The sequence below is a fragment of the Savagea faecisuis genome (assembly GCF_042675605.1).
GTDB lineage: Bacteria > Bacillota > Bacilli > Bacillales_A > Planococcaceae > Savagea > Savagea faecisuis.
The window spans coordinates 100,221-117,932 of the sequence record NZ_JBHTJF010000035.1 but is presented as its reverse complement, the minus strand read 5'-3'; the positions used below and the strand labels follow the sequence as shown (position 1 = coordinate 117,932).

At 42.1% G+C, this 17,712-nt stretch carries 16 protein-coding genes; 14 read left to right on the top strand and 2 right to left on the bottom strand.

All coding sequences use genetic code 11. From position 1 onward, the window contains the following. The first annotated feature begins 11 nt into the window (after positions 1-11). The 4 genes from thiI to ACFQ0V_RS11215 are packed head-to-tail and all read left to right on the top strand — an operon-like array spanning position 12 to position 3,745. On the top strand, positions 12-1,217 hold the full coding sequence (gene thiI, locus ACFQ0V_RS11230; protein ID WP_381013503.1) for a tRNA uracil 4-sulfurtransferase ThiI: 1,206 nt from the start codon (positions 12-14) through the stop codon (positions 1,215-1,217). A 29-nt stretch (positions 1,218-1,246) separates the two neighbouring features. Next, the gene (gene sppA, locus ACFQ0V_RS11225) at positions 1,247-2,254 is read left to right on the top strand and encodes a signal peptide peptidase SppA (RefSeq protein WP_381013500.1); all 1,008 of its coding nucleotides are present in this window, start codon (positions 1,247-1,249) and stop codon (positions 2,252-2,254) included. A 14-nt stretch (positions 2,255-2,268) separates the two neighbouring features. Then, on the top strand, positions 2,269-2,802 hold the full coding sequence (locus tag ACFQ0V_RS11220; protein WP_381013498.1) for an RDD family protein: 534 nt from the start codon (positions 2,269-2,271) through the stop codon (positions 2,800-2,802). 55 nt (positions 2,803-2,857) lie between these two features. After that, entirely contained in the window at positions 2,858-3,745 is an 888-nt protein-coding gene (locus ACFQ0V_RS11215) for a class I SAM-dependent methyltransferase (protein ID WP_381013495.1), read from the top strand. A 57-nt stretch (positions 3,746-3,802) separates the two neighbouring features. On the opposite strand, the gene ACFQ0V_RS11210 is transcribed toward ACFQ0V_RS11215, so the two are convergent. Then, on the bottom strand, positions 3,803-4,246 hold the full coding sequence (locus tag ACFQ0V_RS11210) for a universal stress protein (RefSeq protein ID WP_381013492.1): 444 nt from the start codon (positions 4,244-4,246) through the stop codon (positions 3,803-3,805). Between the two features lie 220 nt (positions 4,247-4,466). Between ACFQ0V_RS11210 and ald the strand changes: the two genes are divergently transcribed. The 3 genes from ald (at position 4,467) to ACFQ0V_RS11195 (ending at position 7,852) form a co-directional block, all read left to right on the top strand. Then, positions 4,467-5,582: an alanine dehydrogenase gene (gene ald / locus ACFQ0V_RS11205; RefSeq protein WP_381013489.1), complete on the top strand. Its 1,116-nt coding sequence runs from the start codon at positions 4,467-4,469 to the stop codon at positions 5,580-5,582. Between the two features lie 220 nt (positions 5,583-5,802). After that, positions 5,803-6,483 (top strand): metal-dependent hydrolase, encoded by a 681-nt coding sequence (locus ACFQ0V_RS11200; RefSeq protein ID WP_381013488.1) that lies wholly within the window; start codon positions 5,803-5,805, stop codon positions 6,481-6,483. Between the two features lie 61 nt (positions 6,484-6,544). Beyond that, positions 6,545-7,852: a DRTGG domain-containing protein gene (locus ACFQ0V_RS11195; protein WP_381013485.1), complete on the top strand. Its 1,308-nt coding sequence runs from the start codon at positions 6,545-6,547 to the stop codon at positions 7,850-7,852. Between the two features lie 53 nt (positions 7,853-7,905). On the opposite strand, the gene ACFQ0V_RS11190 is transcribed toward ACFQ0V_RS11195, so the two are convergent. Beyond that, positions 7,906-8,226, bottom strand: coding sequence for a YtpI family protein (locus ACFQ0V_RS11190; RefSeq protein ID WP_381013482.1), 321 nt, complete (start codon positions 8,224-8,226; stop codon positions 7,906-7,908). Between the two features lie 102 nt (positions 8,227-8,328). Between ACFQ0V_RS11190 and ACFQ0V_RS11185 the strand changes: the two genes are divergently transcribed. The 7 genes from ACFQ0V_RS11185 to pyk all read left to right on the top strand — a co-directional run bounded on the left by ACFQ0V_RS11185 (position 8,329) and on the right by pyk (position 17,663). After that, on the top strand, positions 8,329-9,267 hold the full coding sequence (locus ACFQ0V_RS11185) for a DHH family phosphoesterase (protein WP_381013480.1): 939 nt from the start codon (positions 8,329-8,331) through the stop codon (positions 9,265-9,267). An 18-nt stretch (positions 9,268-9,285) separates the two neighbouring features. Then, positions 9,286-12,261 (top strand): DNA polymerase III subunit alpha, encoded by a 2,976-nt coding sequence (locus ACFQ0V_RS11180; RefSeq protein WP_381013477.1) that lies wholly within the window; start codon positions 9,286-9,288, stop codon positions 12,259-12,261. 129 nt (positions 12,262-12,390) lie between these two features. Next, complete coding sequence (locus ACFQ0V_RS11175; RefSeq protein WP_381013474.1) at positions 12,391-13,041, top strand: FadR/GntR family transcriptional regulator; 651 nt, start codon at positions 12,391-12,393, stop codon at positions 13,039-13,041. Then, positions 13,041-13,901 carry an acetyl-CoA carboxylase, carboxyltransferase subunit beta gene (accD, locus tag ACFQ0V_RS11170; protein ID WP_381013686.1) on the top strand — a complete coding sequence of 287 codons (861 nt, stop codon included), beginning with the start codon at positions 13,041-13,043 and terminating at the stop codon, positions 13,899-13,901. Before ACFQ0V_RS11175 ends, accD begins: the two co-directional genes overlap by 1 nt. Then, positions 13,898-14,848, top strand: coding sequence for an acetyl-CoA carboxylase carboxyl transferase subunit alpha (gene accA / locus ACFQ0V_RS11165; protein WP_381013471.1), 951 nt, complete (start codon positions 13,898-13,900; stop codon positions 14,846-14,848). The genes accD and accA overlap by 4 nt, the downstream gene beginning before the upstream one ends. Positions 14,849-14,866: 18 nt before the next feature. Beyond that, positions 14,867-15,826, top strand: coding sequence for a 6-phosphofructokinase (gene pfkA / locus ACFQ0V_RS11160; protein ID WP_381013469.1), 960 nt, complete (start codon positions 14,867-14,869; stop codon positions 15,824-15,826). A gap of 76 nt (positions 15,827-15,902) precedes the next feature. Beyond that, positions 15,903-17,663 (top strand): pyruvate kinase, encoded by a 1,761-nt coding sequence (gene pyk / locus ACFQ0V_RS11155; protein ID WP_381013466.1) that lies wholly within the window; start codon positions 15,903-15,905, stop codon positions 17,661-17,663. Positions 17,664-17,712 lie beyond the last annotated feature (49 nt).

Below are 17,712 nucleotides of genomic sequence, written 5' to 3'. Positions count from 1 at the left end.
GGATATATACAATGAAATGGAATGAAATTTTAGTGCGCTACGGAGAATTATCACTCAAAGGGCGCAATCGTAACTTATTCGTACAACGTCTACGCAAAAATGTGAAGTTTCAAACGAAAGATTTAGAAACGGTTTCTGTTCATGCGGAACGAGATCGTATGTTTATTCGAGCGGAAGATGAATCGGAAATTGAAGAAGTGCTTCAACGTCTGCAGCATGTTTTCGGCATTCATTCTTACAGTCCGATTGCACGTACAGAACGGACAGACGAAGCGATTGAAAAGCTCGTCCTCGATGTATTAAGTATGAAAGACTTAACGGGAAAAACATTTAAAGTGGAAGCGAAACGTGCGGATAAAACATACAGCAAAACATCGCAACAAATTCAACAGTGGATCGGTGCACATGCTCTGCGCAACTATCCAGAGTTAACCGCTCAAATGAAAAACCCTGATTTCGTACTTCATGTCGACATTCGTCGCGATGCTGCTTACGTTTCAAGTGAAGTGTACAAAGGTCCAGGAGGACTCCCAGTCGGTTCAAGCGGGCGTTCTTTACTCATGTTATCAGGAGGAATTGACAGTCCTGTCGCTGGTTATTACATGTTGAAGCGCGGTGTTGCTTTAGAAGCGATTCACTTTGCGAGTCCGCCGTATACGAGTGACTTAGCGAAAGAAAAAGTGCTCGATCTTGCCGAACATTTATCGAAATTTGGTCCGACAATTAAAGTGCATGTCATTCCATTTACGAAAATTCAAAAATTAATCGATGAAAAAATCCCAGCGAACTTAACGATGACAGTAACACGCCGTCTCATGATGCGCATTGCAGACCGAGTACGTGAAGAGCGAGATTTACTCGGAATTGTAACAGGGGAAAGTATCGGGCAAGTCGCGAGTCAAACGTTAGAAAGTATGACAGCGATCAACGCAGTAACCGCAACACCGATCATTCGTCCACTCGTCACGTTCGACAAAAGTGAAATTATTGAAACTTCCGAGCATATCGGAACGTATGACATATCGATACGTCCTTACGAAGATTGCTGTACGATTTTCACACCAGCGAACCCGACGACAAAGCCAAAACTTGATAAGGTAGAACATTTCGAAGGGCAAGTTGATTTTGAAGAACTCATTACGGAAGCAGTGAATGAGCGAGAAGTAGTCATTTCAACGAAGCGTGACAAAACACCTTCATTCAGTGAATTGCTGTAAGGATAGATAAAAAAGAGGAGAATTGAATAATGAAATTAAAACAAATTATTGCATTAATTACAGTCGTTGCACTAATTTTCATTTCAGTCGCTGTGAATGTCGTTTGGTCATTTGTGACGACTGACTTTTCAACAGCGATGGAAGAAATGCAAGAAGAAGCTTTAGCAAGTACAGGAATGAAAGTGATTGAAAAAGGCGATGCGATGAATCGTATTGCTGTGTTAGAAGTAGATGGCGCGATTCAAGATTTAGGCGCGACCGGCATGTTCAGCTCAGGTTATGACCATACATTTTTCATGAAGCAACTCCAAGACATTCGTGAAGATGAATCTGTAAAAGGAATCGTGCTCGCTGTCAACAGTCCGGGTGGCGGCGTGTTGGAATCTGCAGACATTTATGATGCATTAATTGCGATTCAAGAAGAACGCGAAATTCCAATTTACGTATCAATGGGTGGAATGGCAGCGTCAGGTGGTTATTACATTAGTGCGCCAGCCGATAAAATCTTCGTCAACCGTGAAACGATTACCGGATCAATCGGTGTCATTATGCAAGCGATGAATTATAGTGAACTTGCAGAAAAAGTAGGGATTTCATTCAATACGATTAAATCAGGCGAGTTTAAAGATATGATGAGCCCGAATCGCGCGATGACAGATCGTGAACGTAACTTATTGCAAGAAATGTTAAATGATTCGTATGAACGTTTTGTAGAAATTATTGCAGAAGGTCGTGAAATGTCTGTCGCCGATGTGAAAAAAGTAGCCGACGGACGTATTATGAATGGTCGCCAAGCGATCGAAGCTGGTTTAGCAGATGACTTCGGCAAACGTGAAGAAGTCATTGAAGCATTGAAAGCAGACTTCGGATTAGAGAACGCGCAAGTATTCTCTTATTCACAAAATCAAGGATTCGCTTCATTATTCGGCTTAAAGATGCAACAAATGTTACGTCCGGACTTTGAATCACAAATGGTAGCGAAATTGTTGAGCGATAATGGCGCACCACGCATGATGTACTTATATGGTGAATATTGAGAGGAGGAATACAAATGATAGAACGACAAGCGACAACAGCCGATCAATATGAATTGAAATACGCTGGTTTTTGGGTTCGTTTTTGGGCATTTGTCCTCGATATGTTAACGGTTAATGCGATAGGCTCCATTTTAGTAAAGCCGCTATTTAAATGGTTTGGATGGTCGATTAGTAAAGGATGGTTTTTATTTTTCACACCTTACCGCATCGTACTATTTGTGATTGCTTTCATTTATTTTGCCATCATGACGAAAAAGTTAGGACAGACACTCGGTAAAATGATTGTCGGGATTCAAGTGAAATCAGCGTTTGATGCACCGCTAACATGGAAGCAAGTGTTTTTCCGTGAAGTGATCGGTCGTTTCATTTCGCGATTACTCATCCTTCCTTATTTATCGATTCCATTTTTACCGAAGAAGGAAGCGGTGCATGATTTAATTGCCGATACCGTCGTCGTCTATGAAGATACGTATGCGTTAAAGCATCAGCCGATCTTCCGCGAACCGACGATTCCGACAAAAATAGTCGAACAACCAGAAGTACAATAATGACAGATGACAAGGTGTCTCCATGCCTTGTCATTTTTCAACAGGAGGAATAACGATGTCAACAGTAGAAACACTATTTCATCAATTGGACGAGGAATCTAACGAAAAAGAAGGCGTCGCTTATTTAGAACATTTACTCACCCGTTTAGAACAGCTGAACGACGCAGAGAAAGTAGGAACGAAAGAAGAGCGTCGGAAAGCTGTACAACTTGCACTTATTAAAGGGATGAAACAATCAACACAATCGAATCATCAAATGACACCCGATGCGCTCGGAATGTTGATGAGTTACTTTATCGAAAAATGGACAGAACGTAAAAAAGAACTCGTCATCGCGGATTTAGCTGTAGGGACGAGCAATTTATTGTTAACTGTGATGAATCATTTAGATCATAAGACGATACAAGGGTATGGGGTGGAAATTGACGATTTACTTCTCCGTATCGGAGCGGCTGCTAGCGACTTTGTTGAACAGCCGATTACGTATTACTGTCAAGATAGTTTACGTCCGCTTTATATGGACCCGGTCGACGTCATCGTAAGTGATTTACCTGTCGGGTATTATCCCGATGATGAAAACGGATTGAACTATCGCTTAATGCCAACGGAAGGACATGCCTATGCACATCATCTATTTATCGAACAAACGCTAAACTATTTGAAAGAAGATGGAGTAGCTGTGTTACTTGTACCGAATCACTTATTTGATTCTGAACAGTCGGATTTACTTTATCCATTTTTCAAAAGTGAAGGGACGATTAGTGCGCTCTTCCAATTGCCACCCACTTTATTTAAAGATGCGAATCAAGGAAAAAGCATCCTCGTCATCGAAAAAGAAAAACGTAAAAAAGACGTCTTACTTGCAACAGTGCCGGATTTATCGGATGCGAATGCGATGGCTCGATTTTTTGCGAAAGTACATGAATCAACGAAAAATAAATAATAAAAAAACGTGCTGCTTTTCACTCAAAGTGAAGAACAGCACGTTTTTTATTTGAAATTAAGAGTCAGCACGAACAACTAAAACGTCACAATGTGCAGAACGAACGATATTTTCTGAAACGCTACCAATTAAGAAACGTTCTACTTTGTTAAGTCCTGTCGCACCACAGACGATTAAGTCCGCTTCCACTTTTTTCGATAAGTCGCGTGGAATTAATGTTTTTGGATTTCCATACTCGACGTGGATTTCGACCGCTTCCACACCTGATTCTTTCGCTTGTGTTGAGTAATCGCCGAGTAAATCTTCAGCGAACTCTTGCGCGCGCTCCGCGATTGTACGGTCATATGCTTCAACTGCAGCGTATGAACGAGTGTCGATTACGTTTGCAAGGTGTAAAGTTGAACCGTTACGCTTTGCGATTTCAATCGCTTTTTCAAATGCGTGCTTCGCTTCTGGTGAACCATCAACTGCTACGAGAATGTGTGAGTATTTCATTGTCATTTTCAATCAACTCCATTTTTTATTATTTAACCTAATGCTATTGTACTCCTTTTTTATTGGAAATACAAAAGTTGTTTAAATATATTTTACCGATTGTGAAGATTTAGATAACTTATTATAGAACAATGGTTGAAATAATGATTTCGATGCCATAAAATATGGTGAATAGTCGTCTTTTTTTAGAAAGGTGAACGGCTACGTTTAAGGAGGAAGGATAGAGATGAGAATAGGTGTGCCAAAAGAGTTACTGAATAGTGAAAACCGTGTGGCAATGACACCAGCAGGCACTCACAACCTCGTGACGAACGGTCATACAGTGATCGTCGAGACGAATGCAGGCGAAGGGTCAGGCTTCACAGATGAGGAGTACCATGAAGCGGGAGCGACAATCGCCACTCATGCGAAAGATGCATGGGACGTTGACATGGTATTGAAAGTAAAAGAACCGACTGAAGACGAATATCAATATTTCCGTGAAGGCTTAATTATTTTTGCTTACTTACATTTAGCTCCGGAATTAAAATTAACGAAAAAATTGCTAGAAACAGGCGTGACAGGTGTTGCGTATGAAACGGTCCAAATGCCGAACCGTTCACTTCCACTTCTCGCACCGATGAGTGAAGTAGCAGGACGTATGGCGACGCAAATTGGTTCACAATATTTAGAGAAAACAAAAGGTGGAAAAGGGATTTTACTCGCAGGTGTAACAGGTGTTGACCGTGGTCGAGTAACGATTATTGGAGGAGGACAAGCGGGTGCGAACGCAGCGCGTGTGGCGATTGGTCTCGGGGCGCATGTGAACGTGCTCGATTTATCTGTCGACCGCCTTCGTCAATTAGACGAAATTTTCGGAAACAGCATTCAAACACTCGTATCGAACCCGTACAATATCGAAGCTGCTGTAGCAGAATCAGACCTCGTCATCGGAGCTGTTTTAATTCCAGGGGCACGTGCACCGAAGTTAGTAACGGAAGAAATGGTTAAGAAAATGCAACCAGGTTCAGTGCTCGTCGATATCGCGATTGACCAAGGGGGAATTTTCGAAACGTCTGACCGCATTACGACACATGACAATCCAATTCATGTGAAGCATGACGTTATTCACTATGCTGTTGCGAATATGCCAGGAGCGGTGCCACGTACGTCGACGATGGCTTTGACGAACGTGACGATTCCTTATGCGCTTCAAATCGCGAATAAAGGGTTAGAACGAGCATGTTTAGAAGATGAATCTTTACGTCTCGGACTCAATACGTATAAAGGTGAAGTGACATATCGTGCGATTGCGGAAGCGCAAGATTTACAATATGTCGACCCGTTAACTTTGTTACAATAAATATAGATACAGACTGTGGAACGAATTTGTTTCACAGTTTTTTCTGTGCAATGATTTAAATATGACAGATTGAAAGACGATAAAAAAGAATGGAAGCATGAAAAAGGAAACGTCATACAAGGAGAAAGAAAAGGTGCAATTTTGTCCAATCTGTTATACAGTAGAAGTATGAGCTGTGTGAATATTTACAACGATTACGCATGAGGGAGGCAAATGGGAAATGAAACTATCTTATCATGGACATTCGATTGTCAAAATTGAAACGAACGGATTAACATTACTCATCGATCCATTCATTAATGGGAATGAGCTAACGGATTTGAAAGTGGAAGATCAAAAACCAGATTACATTTTGTTAACGCATGGGCATAACGATCATGTTGGAGATACCGTTGAAATTGCAAAAGCGAGTGGAGCGAAAGTGATCGCACCAAATGAACTTGCGATTTATCTCGGCCAACAAGGTCTCGATACACACGGGATGAATATCGGAGGCGCTTATGAATTCGAATTCGGAAAATTAAAATATACGCAAGCATTCCATAGTTCATCTTATACGACAGAAGATGGAGAGATTATTTATACCGGAATGCCTGCTGGTATTTTACTTTATGCTGAAGGAAAAACAGTGTATCACGCAGGAGACACTTCCGTATTTGGCGATATGGAAATTATCGGTCGAACGAATGATATCGATGTTGCTTTTTTACCGATCGGTGACAACTTCACGATGGGTCCTGAAGACGCGGCATTAGCAGTGAGCATGTTAAAGCCGAAAGTCGTCGTTCCTGTACATTACGATACATTCCCACCCATTCGTCAAAATCCAGAAGATTTCAAAGCGTTAGTAAAAGATGCAGAAGTAAATATTATGCAAGTGGGCGCAACGCTCGAAATATAAGAGTGAGAACACCTCGTCAAACGGGGTGTTCTTCTTCAGTCGAAAGAGGAAGGATGAAGCGATGGCTACGAAACATGAACAGATCCTCAGATATATCGAAGGGTTGGAAGTCGGAGAAAAAATATCCGTTCGACAAGTAGCTCGAGCACTTTCTGTCAGTGAAGGTACAGCTTACCGAGCCATTAAAGAGGCGGAAAATCAAAAGCTCGTTAACACGATTGAACGAGTCGGGACGATTCGAATCGAAAAAAAGAAAAAAGAAAATATTGAAAAATTAACATTTGCAGAAGTTGTGAATATTGTAGATGGTCAAGTGTTAGGGGGACGCAACGGTCTTCATAAAACGTTGACGAAATTCGTCATCGGAGCGATGCAATTGCCCGATATGGAGAAGTATATCGATGCGGGTAGTTTGCTCATCGTCGGTAACCGGGAGCGCGCTCATGAAAGTGCACTGAACGCAGGAGCAGCTATTTTAATTACAGGGGGATTCGACACGGCAGAAAGTGCGAAGCGAATCGCTGATGAATTAGATATGCCGATCATTTCAACGAGTTATGACACGTTTACTGTAGCGACTATGTTGAACCGTGCAATTTATGACCAATTGATTGAAAAAGAAATTTTGCTCGTAGAAGATATTATTACACCTTTAGAAAAAACGATTTATTTCGAGCCGTCCGATACGATTGAATATTTCAATCAAGTGAATCGTAAGTCTGCACACTCAGGTTATCCTGTCATCGATGAAAATAAAAAACTCGTCGGGATTGTGACGAGTCGTGATGCCGTTGGGAAAGAAGAGCATTTACTCATTCGAGATGTGATGTCTACTCATCCGGTCACGGTTAACGATAAAATGACCGTTGCAGCAGCAGGCCATAATATGATTTGGGAAGGTGTCGACTTAACACCTGTCGTCGACCGAGATGATTATTTAGAAGGAATCATCAGTCGTCGGGATGTGCTGAAGGCATTTCAAATGGCGCAACGACAACCACAACAAGGTGAAACGATCGATGACATCGTGCGCAATCAAATGACAGATGTCCCGGAAGATCCGACGTCACTCGCATTTACAGTAACACCACAATTGACCAATCATTTCGGTGCGTTATCTTACGGTGCGCTGACGACTATTTTAACAGAATTTGGTAGTCAACTGTTGAAGCAAAATAAGCGAAGTGAAGGAGTCCCCGAAAGTTTGACTGTTTACTTTGTTAAACAAGTTCCACTCGGAGGGAGAGTTTTAGTAAAGTCTCGAATTTTACATTTAAGTCGTCGCTCTGTTAAATTCAGCTTTGATTTTGTTCACAATCAAGAAGTGATTGCGAGTGCGATGGTAATGTATCAACTGTTTGAAAAATAAAAATGAGACGAGACCATTGTAGCAACTTTATTTGCTATCGGTCCCGTCTCGTTTTATTTTTGATTTAAGCGTGTTTCTTCCTCGATGAACTGCTCATAATGCTGATATTTTTTATAGTTCACGACAGCCATATAGAGTCCGTAAATGATGAAGACAATGCCGACGACGTATGTGATCCAGCCATCGAACAGTACGAACTGATTCAAAGCGAAAAAGATTAAAAGAAAACCGAGAGGAATTCCAGCGAGACTAGCATACATTTTTTTGCGAATCGGGTATACTTGAGGTGTGTGGAATTGTTTCGTTTTCAAATAGAAATAAAAAATGAAAGACGCCGAGAGTCCGAAAAGAAAAACTGAATTCAAAACTTTCATGCTAAAAAGAACCTCCGTTTATTCATACATATTTCTATTGTAACGATAAATCATTGAAATTGCGACTATTCTTTAAAAAAAGAACTTGAAGGAGTGACTGTATTGAAACAGCAAATTATTGAAAAAATTGAACAGTACGATCGAATTATTATTTTACGACATATGCGACCAGACCCAGATGCGTATGGTTCGCAAGTAGGTTTGAAAGAATTAATTCAAGCGAATTATCCGAATAAAGAAGTGTATGCGGCAGGGCAACACGATGAATTGCTTACATATTTGGCGACGCAAGATGAAGTGGAGGAAGAGCAATATAAAGGTGCTCTCGTCATCATTACTGATACTGGAAATACAGGGCGAATCGATAGTCCGTATTATAAACAAGGCGACTACATCATTAAAATTGACCACCATCCAGATGTCGATCACTACGGAGATATGCGTTGGGTAGATACGAAATCGAGTTCTTCGAGCGAGCTCATTTTCCGTCTTTTTAAATACGGTGAGAAAAATTATAACTGGACATTACCGAATGAAGCAGCTCGCTTAATTTTTGCTGGAATTGTTGGCGATACAGGTCGATTCGTCTTCCCGAGTGCGACGCAATTTACTTTCCAAGTAGCATCAGAGCTCGTATCTTATGATTTTGACCGTACGGCATTATTCGATGCGATGTATGAAGTGAATCGTGACGTATTACATTTACAAGGATATATTTTCCAAAACTTTACGATGTTTGAAAATGGAGCGGCATATATTAAAATTACGAAAGAGTTGTTACGTGAGTACGATGTGACGACGGAACAAACTTCTCAGCTCGTCGGTTCTTTAGGAAATGTAAAAGGGATTAAATCATGGGTGATTTTCGTAGAAGAGGATAAATTAATTCGCGTTCGTTTACGTTCAAAAGGGCCAGTCATTAATACCTTAGCAGCTGAATATCGTGGGGGTGGACATCCGTTAGCATCCGGTGCGTCTGTCTACTCATGGGAAGAAGCGGATGAAGTGATTGAACGATTAAAACAACTATGTGATGAATAATAAAAGGAGGGACTTTTCATGATTTACGGACAAATTGTGACGAGTGACGACGTATTGCGAAGTATTGTAACGACAGAACAAGTAGCTGAGCGTTTGGCGACGAGTCGCAAAGTAGCGATTGTCAATCACTATTTGTACGGGGTCCCCTCCTTTGTGCGCCATGCGAAAGAACGAGGCATCGAACCGATCATCGGTTTGACTGCCTCTATTCGTGTTGATGATGAAACGATTCCGCTCTACGTATATGCGAAAAATCGTCAAGGGTACCAAATGTTAATGAAATTATCGAGTGCGATTGCACAGACGGAAAATGCTGTCATTCCTTATCGGTGGTTGTCAGCTTACAGTGCAAATTGTTTAATCATTGCTCCAGTGAATGATCAACAAGGATATCGTTCACCAGAACGATATGATGCTTTTACAGAACATTTGGCACAAAGCACATCGTTCGCTTTCGCGATCAGTCGACAGTTCGGAAGTTCGTTGGCAGAAGAAATGGATTGGATAACATTTGCAGAGAAGCAAGGAATCCCTCTTACGTTCTATCATGAAGTGCGTTATTTAGATGAGCAAGATGCTGTAACGTATGCAGTAGCAACAGCTATTCGTGAAACGATGACATTGGAGGAAATAACATTTCCAAATGGCGGATATGCATTGCGTTCGGAACGCCAATTAAAAAAAATGTACGAAGACCGACCCGACTGGTTCACAGTTCAAGAACAACTTTTCGCTCAATGTGAATCGTATTCGTTACCGACAGAATTGCATATGCCTCGCTATTTACAAGCAGAAAATGCGATGCAGACATTGAAAGATCGCGCATATGCTCAACTTGTTGAAAAAGGACTAGACGACGAACGTTATCACAGTCGTTTACAATATGAATTAGATGTGATTGAACGTTTAAATTTCGCTGATTACTTTTTAGTCGTCGCCCATATTATCGAATTGGCTCGAGAACGAGACATCATTGTCGGTCCAGGTCGTGGTTCTTCTGCAAGTTCACTCGTCGCGTACTGTTTAAATATTACAGCGATAGACCCGCTTCGTTACGGTCTCGTATTTGAACGTTTTTTAAACGAAGAACGCGTGACAATCCCTGATATTGACGTCGATATTCAAGATACGGAGAGGCTTACGTTGTTGCAAGCTGTACAAGAGCAGTACGGTGAGCATCACGTCGCACAAATTGCGACATACGGAACGTTGTCGATGCGTGCCGTCGTACGAGCGGTCGGTCGTGTTCTCGGAATCTCACGCGAGCAACTCGACCAAATTGTTTCTATTTTGGGCGCAACGAAAGAAAGAGAGTTGCAACGAGCTTTACAAAAAGCGCCTGAACTGACTCGAAACCTTGCTTTTCAAGATTTATGGAAACATAGTTTGAAATTAGAACATTTACCTCGTTCGATTTCAACGCATGCGGCAGGGATTGTCATTTCCCCTAAACGACTCGTCGAAATCGTACCGTTGCAAAAAAGTAATGACGACTTATTTATGACGCAATGGACGATGCACGATATTGAACGGAGCGGATTAGTAAAAATTGACTTGTTAAGTTTGCGTAATTTAACGATTCTCCAACGCATTCTCGAAATGATTCGCTACAATACGAAAAAGCAATTTACATTGCAACAAATTCCTTTGCACGATGAGAAGACGTATAAGCTATTTCAAGCGGGGGAAACGGATGGGATATTCCAATTTGAATCGAGTGGGATGAAACAAGCGTTGCGCCAAATCCATCCTGAGCGATTTGAGCATATTGTTGTGACGAACGCGCTGTATCGACCAGGTCCGATGGCGCAAATTCCGTTGTTTGCCGAGCGGAAAAATAATCGTCGTCCGATTCCATCCATTCATCCAGCAGTCGATCAAATTTTACAAGAAACGTACGGGATTATCGTCTATCAAGAACAAATTATGCAAATTGTCGTTGCGGTCGCGGGATTTTCCTATGCGGAGGCTGATTTGTTACGCCGTGCCATTAGTAAAAAAGATGAACGTGCACTTCAACAAGCGGAGCGACAATTTATTTCAGGAGCGATGTCACATGGCATGTCCCAAGAAGAAGCTGTACGCATCTTTCAATTGATCGCTCAATTTGCGCAGTACGGGTTTCCGAAAAGTCACGCAGTAGCGTATGCACATATTTCGTATTGGCTCGCTTATTTTAAAGCGAATGCTCCTACGTATTATTTTGCAGCGATGCTTAGCTTTAGTGGTGCAAATGAAATAGAGCCACTCATAAGAGAGGCGAAGCGTTATAACGTACAGTTTTTGCCACCATCCCTTTTAAAAAGTCGATGGAATCATACAGTGGAAGGTCAAAACATTCGGTTAGGATTTAAACAAATTAAAGGTTTGGCTCGCACTTTTTACCCTGTATGGAAAGAAGTGAGACGAGATGAGACAATTCGAACGATTTATGATGTGGCTCGTCTATTGAAAAAAGAGTTTACAGAACCGTTAGCTCTCGATTTAATTTATTCGGGAGCTTGTGATGAATTGGAAGGCACTCGCTCTACTAACATCGATCGAATTCCTGCTGCATTAGGGATTGCTCAATTTGGAGATGCGGGAAGTATTAAAGAAATAGAAGGGAAAACAAAGGATTCCCTCACTTTGCTAGAAGAAGAATATGCGCGTTTGCAGTTGTATATTTCTGAACATCCACTTGAAAGGATGCGTCAAACTTATACGGAAACGATACCACTCGCTACAATAGAAGAACATATGAATTACGTGAAAGTGCTCGCTTTCGTTCGTGCGATTCGAACGACGCGTACGAAAAATGGAGAAGCGATGGCATTCGTGACAGTAGAAGACGAGACGGCGACGATGACAGCTATTTTCTTCCCGAAATCGTATAAGCGATTTGCTGAACAGTTGCAGGAGCGAACGGTTTTACAGTTGGAAGGTAAAATGCAATTCCGCCGAGGGGAAAAAGAATTAATCGTGAATGAATGTGAACAAATAAGTCGATTATAGCGATGAGCATAAGTGGCTCGTCGCTTTTTTTATGCTCTTTTTTGAAAAACCTTTACGAATAGTGTGAAATTATGTATGCTTATTTACAGAAGTGGTATGACCACTAAAAAAGAGAGAAGGAGAGCGTTCATGACGAAAGAACAACAAGCTCCGAAGCGATTTTTAGCAATTGTGGAAGAAATTCGCTCGATCATTGAAGAAGAGCAAATTAAAATTGGCGAAAAATTACCGTCGGAACGTTCGTTATCTGAAAGGTTGGAAGTGGGGCGTCCGACGATTCGTGAAGCGTTGCGCAGTATGGAATTACTCGGATTGATCGAGACGCGACGAGGGGAAGGTACATTTTTAGCAGATTTTAAACGCCATCAACTCGTCGAAGTATTGTCAACTTTCATTTTACAACGCCAGCAATCTGTTGACGATGTTCGCAAGACGAGACGAATGCATGAGCGGGCCGCCATCAGTGAAATTTGCCGTAACGAAGCAGCGGCTAAATTACCTGTTTGGGAAAGCTTATATGCGAAAGTTTTACATGAAGGGACTGTGTGGCGTGAAGATGTGATGCGAGAGATGCTCGTCGCTTCTGAAAATCGACTATCGTTAAAAATTTGGTTTTTAGTCAAGCAGTACGATCAAATTCATTACGAAGCATTGTCTACCGAACGTGAAGCGGAACCGCTCGCACAGCTTTTAGTTCATCTCGGTTTACAAAATGAACGACAAGCTTTAATACATTATGAACAATGGATTGAAATTATTGAACGAGAAAGTAGGGAATGATGATGATTCGCGACTTATTTAAAAAGAAAAAACAAGCAGTAACAATTCCTTCTAAACAAGCAAAAGAAGATGTGCCAGAAGGGATTATGACGAAATGTCCACAATGTAAAGCGATTGAAATGACGACTGAACTATTAAAAGCTGGAAAAGTATGTTCCAAATGTGATTATCACTACACGATGACAGCGCGTGAACGAATGGATTATTTATTTGATGAAGGTAGTTTTAATTCTATCGATGACCATTTGAAAACAGAGAACCCTCTCGGTTTTCCTGGCTATATGGAGAAAGTGAAAGTCGATCAAGAAAAAACGGAATTAAATGAAGCTGTATTAACGGGTATCGCTAAATTAGAAGGAAAGCGCATTGCAGTGGCGATTATGGATTCTAATTTCCGCATGGGTTCTATGGGATCTGTCGTAGGTGAAAAATTAACTCGACTCATTGAACTCGGTACAAAAGAAGAAATTCCAGTCTTTATTTTTGCAGCGAGTGGTGGAGCGCGTATGCAGGAAGGCATTTTATCTTTAATGCAAATGGCGAAGACGAGCGTAGCATTGGAACGTCATGCTGCAAAAGGATTGCTATACGTTTCAATTATGACGTATCCAACAACAGGTGGTGTCTCAGCTAGCTTCGCGTCAGTTGGAGATATTAATTTAGCGGAACCACAAGCGTTAATCGGGTTTGCGGGTCGTCGTGTCATTGAACAAACTGTTCGAGAAAAGCTTCCGGAAAATTTCCAAACGGCTGAATTTTTATTAGATTGCGGACAGTTAGATGCCGTGATCCATCGTCACGACTTGCGTGAAAAGCTCGCACTCATTGTCGAATTACATACTGGAGGTATAAATGTATGAAAACGTTAGAATTTGAAAAGCCAGTTATTAAGTTGCGTGAGAAAATAGAAGAGTTAGAGCAATTTACTGAAGCGAACGAAGTTGATTTATCAGAAGAGATTCAGCATTTAAAAGCTCGACTTGAAAAATTAGAAACAGATATTTACGGTGATATGGACTCATGGCAAAAAGTGCAAGTCGCTCGACATGCTGACCGCCCGACATCACTCGATTATATCGCTCATTTATTTGATTGTTTCATGGAATTACATGGAGACCGCTTGTACGGGGATGATGCAGCAATCGTTGGTGGAATCGCATCATTCGAAGGTTTACCAGTGACGGTAATCGGGCATCAAAGAGGTAAGGACACGAAAGAAAACGTCCGTCGTAACTTCGGTATGCCGCACCCAGAAGGGTATCGAAAGGCGCTTCGTTTAATGAAACAAGCAGAAAAGTTTAAGCGCCCAATCATTTGCTTTATCGATACGAAAGGGGCGTATCCAGGAAAAGCGGCAGAAGAACGTGGCCAAAGTGAAGCGATTGCGCGCAATTTAGTTGAAATGGCAGGTTTGAAAGTTCCTGTTATTTCAATTGTCATCGGAGAAGGTGGTAGTGGAGGGGCACTTGCACTCGGAGTAGCGAACCACTTACACATGTTGGAACACTCCACATATTCGGTCATTTCACCGGAAGGAGCCGCGTCGATTTTATGGAAAGATGCGAGTCTCGCCAAACAAGCAGCAGAAGCGATGAAAATAACAGCTCCTCATTTAAAAGAGCTCGGTGTCGTCGATGAAATCATTCCAGAAGCTTTAGGTGGCGCACATCGCAACGTTCAGCAACAGGCAGAAAATATGCGAAAAGTCATCAAAAATTCATTAAACATGTTAAACTCTTTAGATGAGGACGCATTGATTCAAAGTCGTTATGACAAGTTTCGTGCGATCGGTCAATTTACGGAGTAAAGTGAGGGGTCATGTGCAATGAAAAAGATTGGAGTATTGACGAGTGGTGGCGACGCACCAGGAATGAATGCTGCTTTACGTGCGGTCGTGCGTAAAGCGCTGTTTGAAGATATTGAAGTCGTCGGTATTTATCAAGGATATGACGGGTTGATCAAAGGTGAATTTGAACTGTTCGAACTTGGCTCAGTCGGTGATATCATTCAACGTGGTGGGACGATTTTACGTTCGGCACGCAGTCCGGAATTTATGACAGAAGCTGGGCGTCAAAAAGCAGCGGATAATTTAAAGGCGGAAGGGATTGAAGGGCTCGTCGTCATAGGGGGAGACGGCTCTTTCCGAGGAGCTCTAGAGTTATCTGTTTATGGAATTGCGGTAGCTTGTGTACCAGCGACGATCGACAATGATATTACAGGAACTGAATTCACAATTGGTTTCGACACAGCGTTAAATACAGTCGTCGAAGCAATCGATAAAATTCGAGATACCGCGAGTTCGCATGAACGCATCTTCATTGTCGAAGTGATGGGGCGTGACGCTGGAGATTTAGCGCTTTGGGCAGGTCTTGGTGGCGGTGCTGAATCGATCATCATCCCAGAAGAACCTTTAGCAGTGAATGAAGTTGTCGAACGTTTAAAACAAAGTTCAGAGCGTGGCAAACAACATAGTGTGATCGTCGTAGCAGAAGGTGTCATGTCAGGCGACAAACTTTCCCAACTTTTAAAAGAAGAAGCAGACGTAGAAACACGTGTTTCTGTTCTCGGACATATGCAAAGAGGGGGATCACCTTCTGCGCGTGATCGAGTCATTGCGAGTCGCTACGGAGCCCGTGCGGTAGAAGAGCTACAAGCTGGTCAACAAACAGTTGCGATCGGGATGCGGAATCATCAAATCGTCGCTTACCCGCTTCAGGACGTTTTCGAGACGAAAGACTGTTTAGATATGGAAATGTTAAAATTGTCTAAAGAGCTGTCTATTTAAAAGACAAAGTGTCTAACTTCATATATACTAGAGAAGCGAAATATGAATTGAATAACGAATAAGAGGCGGTTAAATCATGAGAAAAACGAAAATTGTATGTACGATCGGTCCAGCGAGTGAAGCACCGGAAATTTTAGACCAATTATTACTGTCAGGAATGAACGTCGCGCGTTTAAACTTTTCGCACGGAACGCAAGACGAACATCGCGCACGCATTAAAGCAATTCGCGAAGCGTCGAAACGTACAGGTAAAGTTGTCGGTATTTTACTCGATACGAAAGGTCCAGAAATTCGTACGCACAAAATGGAAAATGGATCAGTCGAATTAAAATCAGGAGCAGAAGTATCTATTTCTATGTCAGAAGTGCTCGGCACACCGAATCTATTTTCGGTGACGTACGATAAATTAATCGATGATCTCGAAGTAGGTTCACTCGTCTTACTCGACGACGGACTTATTCAATTAGAAGTGACAGGGAAAGATTACGATAAACGACTCATTCGCACGGTCGTCGTAAACTCAGGTCACTTAAAAGACAATAAAGGGGTTAACGTTCCAGGAGTTGCGGTTCGACTTCCAGGAATTACAGATAAAGATCGTGAAGATATTTTATTCGGAATTGAACAAGAGGTCGATTTCATCGCAGCGTCATTCGTTCGTCGCCCAGCGGATGTCATGATTATTCGTGAATTACTAGAAGCGAATGGTGGAAGTTCACTTCATATCATTCCAAAAATTGAAAACGCAGAAGGGGTCGAAAACATCGATGAAATTTTAAGTATTTCAGACGGTGTCATGGTCGCACGTGGAGACCTCGGTGTTGAAATTTTATCGGAAGAAGTACCACTCGTTCAAAAAGAACTCATTCGCAAATGTAACCAAGCAGGAAAGCCGGTTATTACAGCGACTCAAATGCTTGATTCTATGCAATGGAACCCACGTCCAACACGTGCGGAGGCGAGTGACGTAGCGAACGCGATTTTCGACGGAAGCGATGCGATTATGCTTTCTGGTGAAACAGCAGCAGGAGCGTATCCAGTAGAATCTGTTAAAACGATGCATAGCATCGCAGTTACAACTGAAAACGCGATCGATTACAAAACAGTCGTTTCGGCACGTCGTCGTGAACAACATGGCAACATGACGGAATCGATCGGTCAAGCAGCGGCTTATACAGCGCTCAACTTAAAAGTGCGCGCGGTCCTCGCACCGACTGAAAGTGGTCAAACAGCACGCATGATTGCGAAGTATCGTCCAGGTTGTCCAATTGTCGCTGTCACATCATCAGAACGCAATGCGACAAAACTAACATTAGCTTGGGGAGTTTATCCTTTAACAGGAAAACGAGCGACATCGATCGATGATATTTTACAAGAAGCGGTTGATGCAAGTTTAGAAAATAACTATATCGACCACGGAGATGTCGTCGTCATTACTGCAGGAGTACCAGTCGGTCAAGCAGGTACGACAAACTTAATGAAAATTCACATTATCGGAGACCTCGTCGCAAGCGGACAAGGAATTGGTAAAGCGAATGTGTACGGTCGCGCAGTTGTCGCTGAAACAGCAGAAGACTTGAAAGGTGTCGACGTGAAAGATGCGATCATCGTCACGAAATCTTCCGATAAAGACATGATTCACGTCATTGAACAATGTGCGGGTCTTGTTACAGAAGAAGGTGGCTTAACGAGTCACGGTGCAGTTGTCGGATTATCACTCGGCATTCCGGTCATCGTCGGCGTCGAAAATGCAACGGAAAAAATATTAGATGGCAGTCCGATTACGATGCATGCTGAAACAGGATGTATTTACAGCGGTCACGCTCGCGTCTTATAATGTATTAATGAAGAGAAGGTCAGTCTGAAGACGACCTTCTTTTTCAATG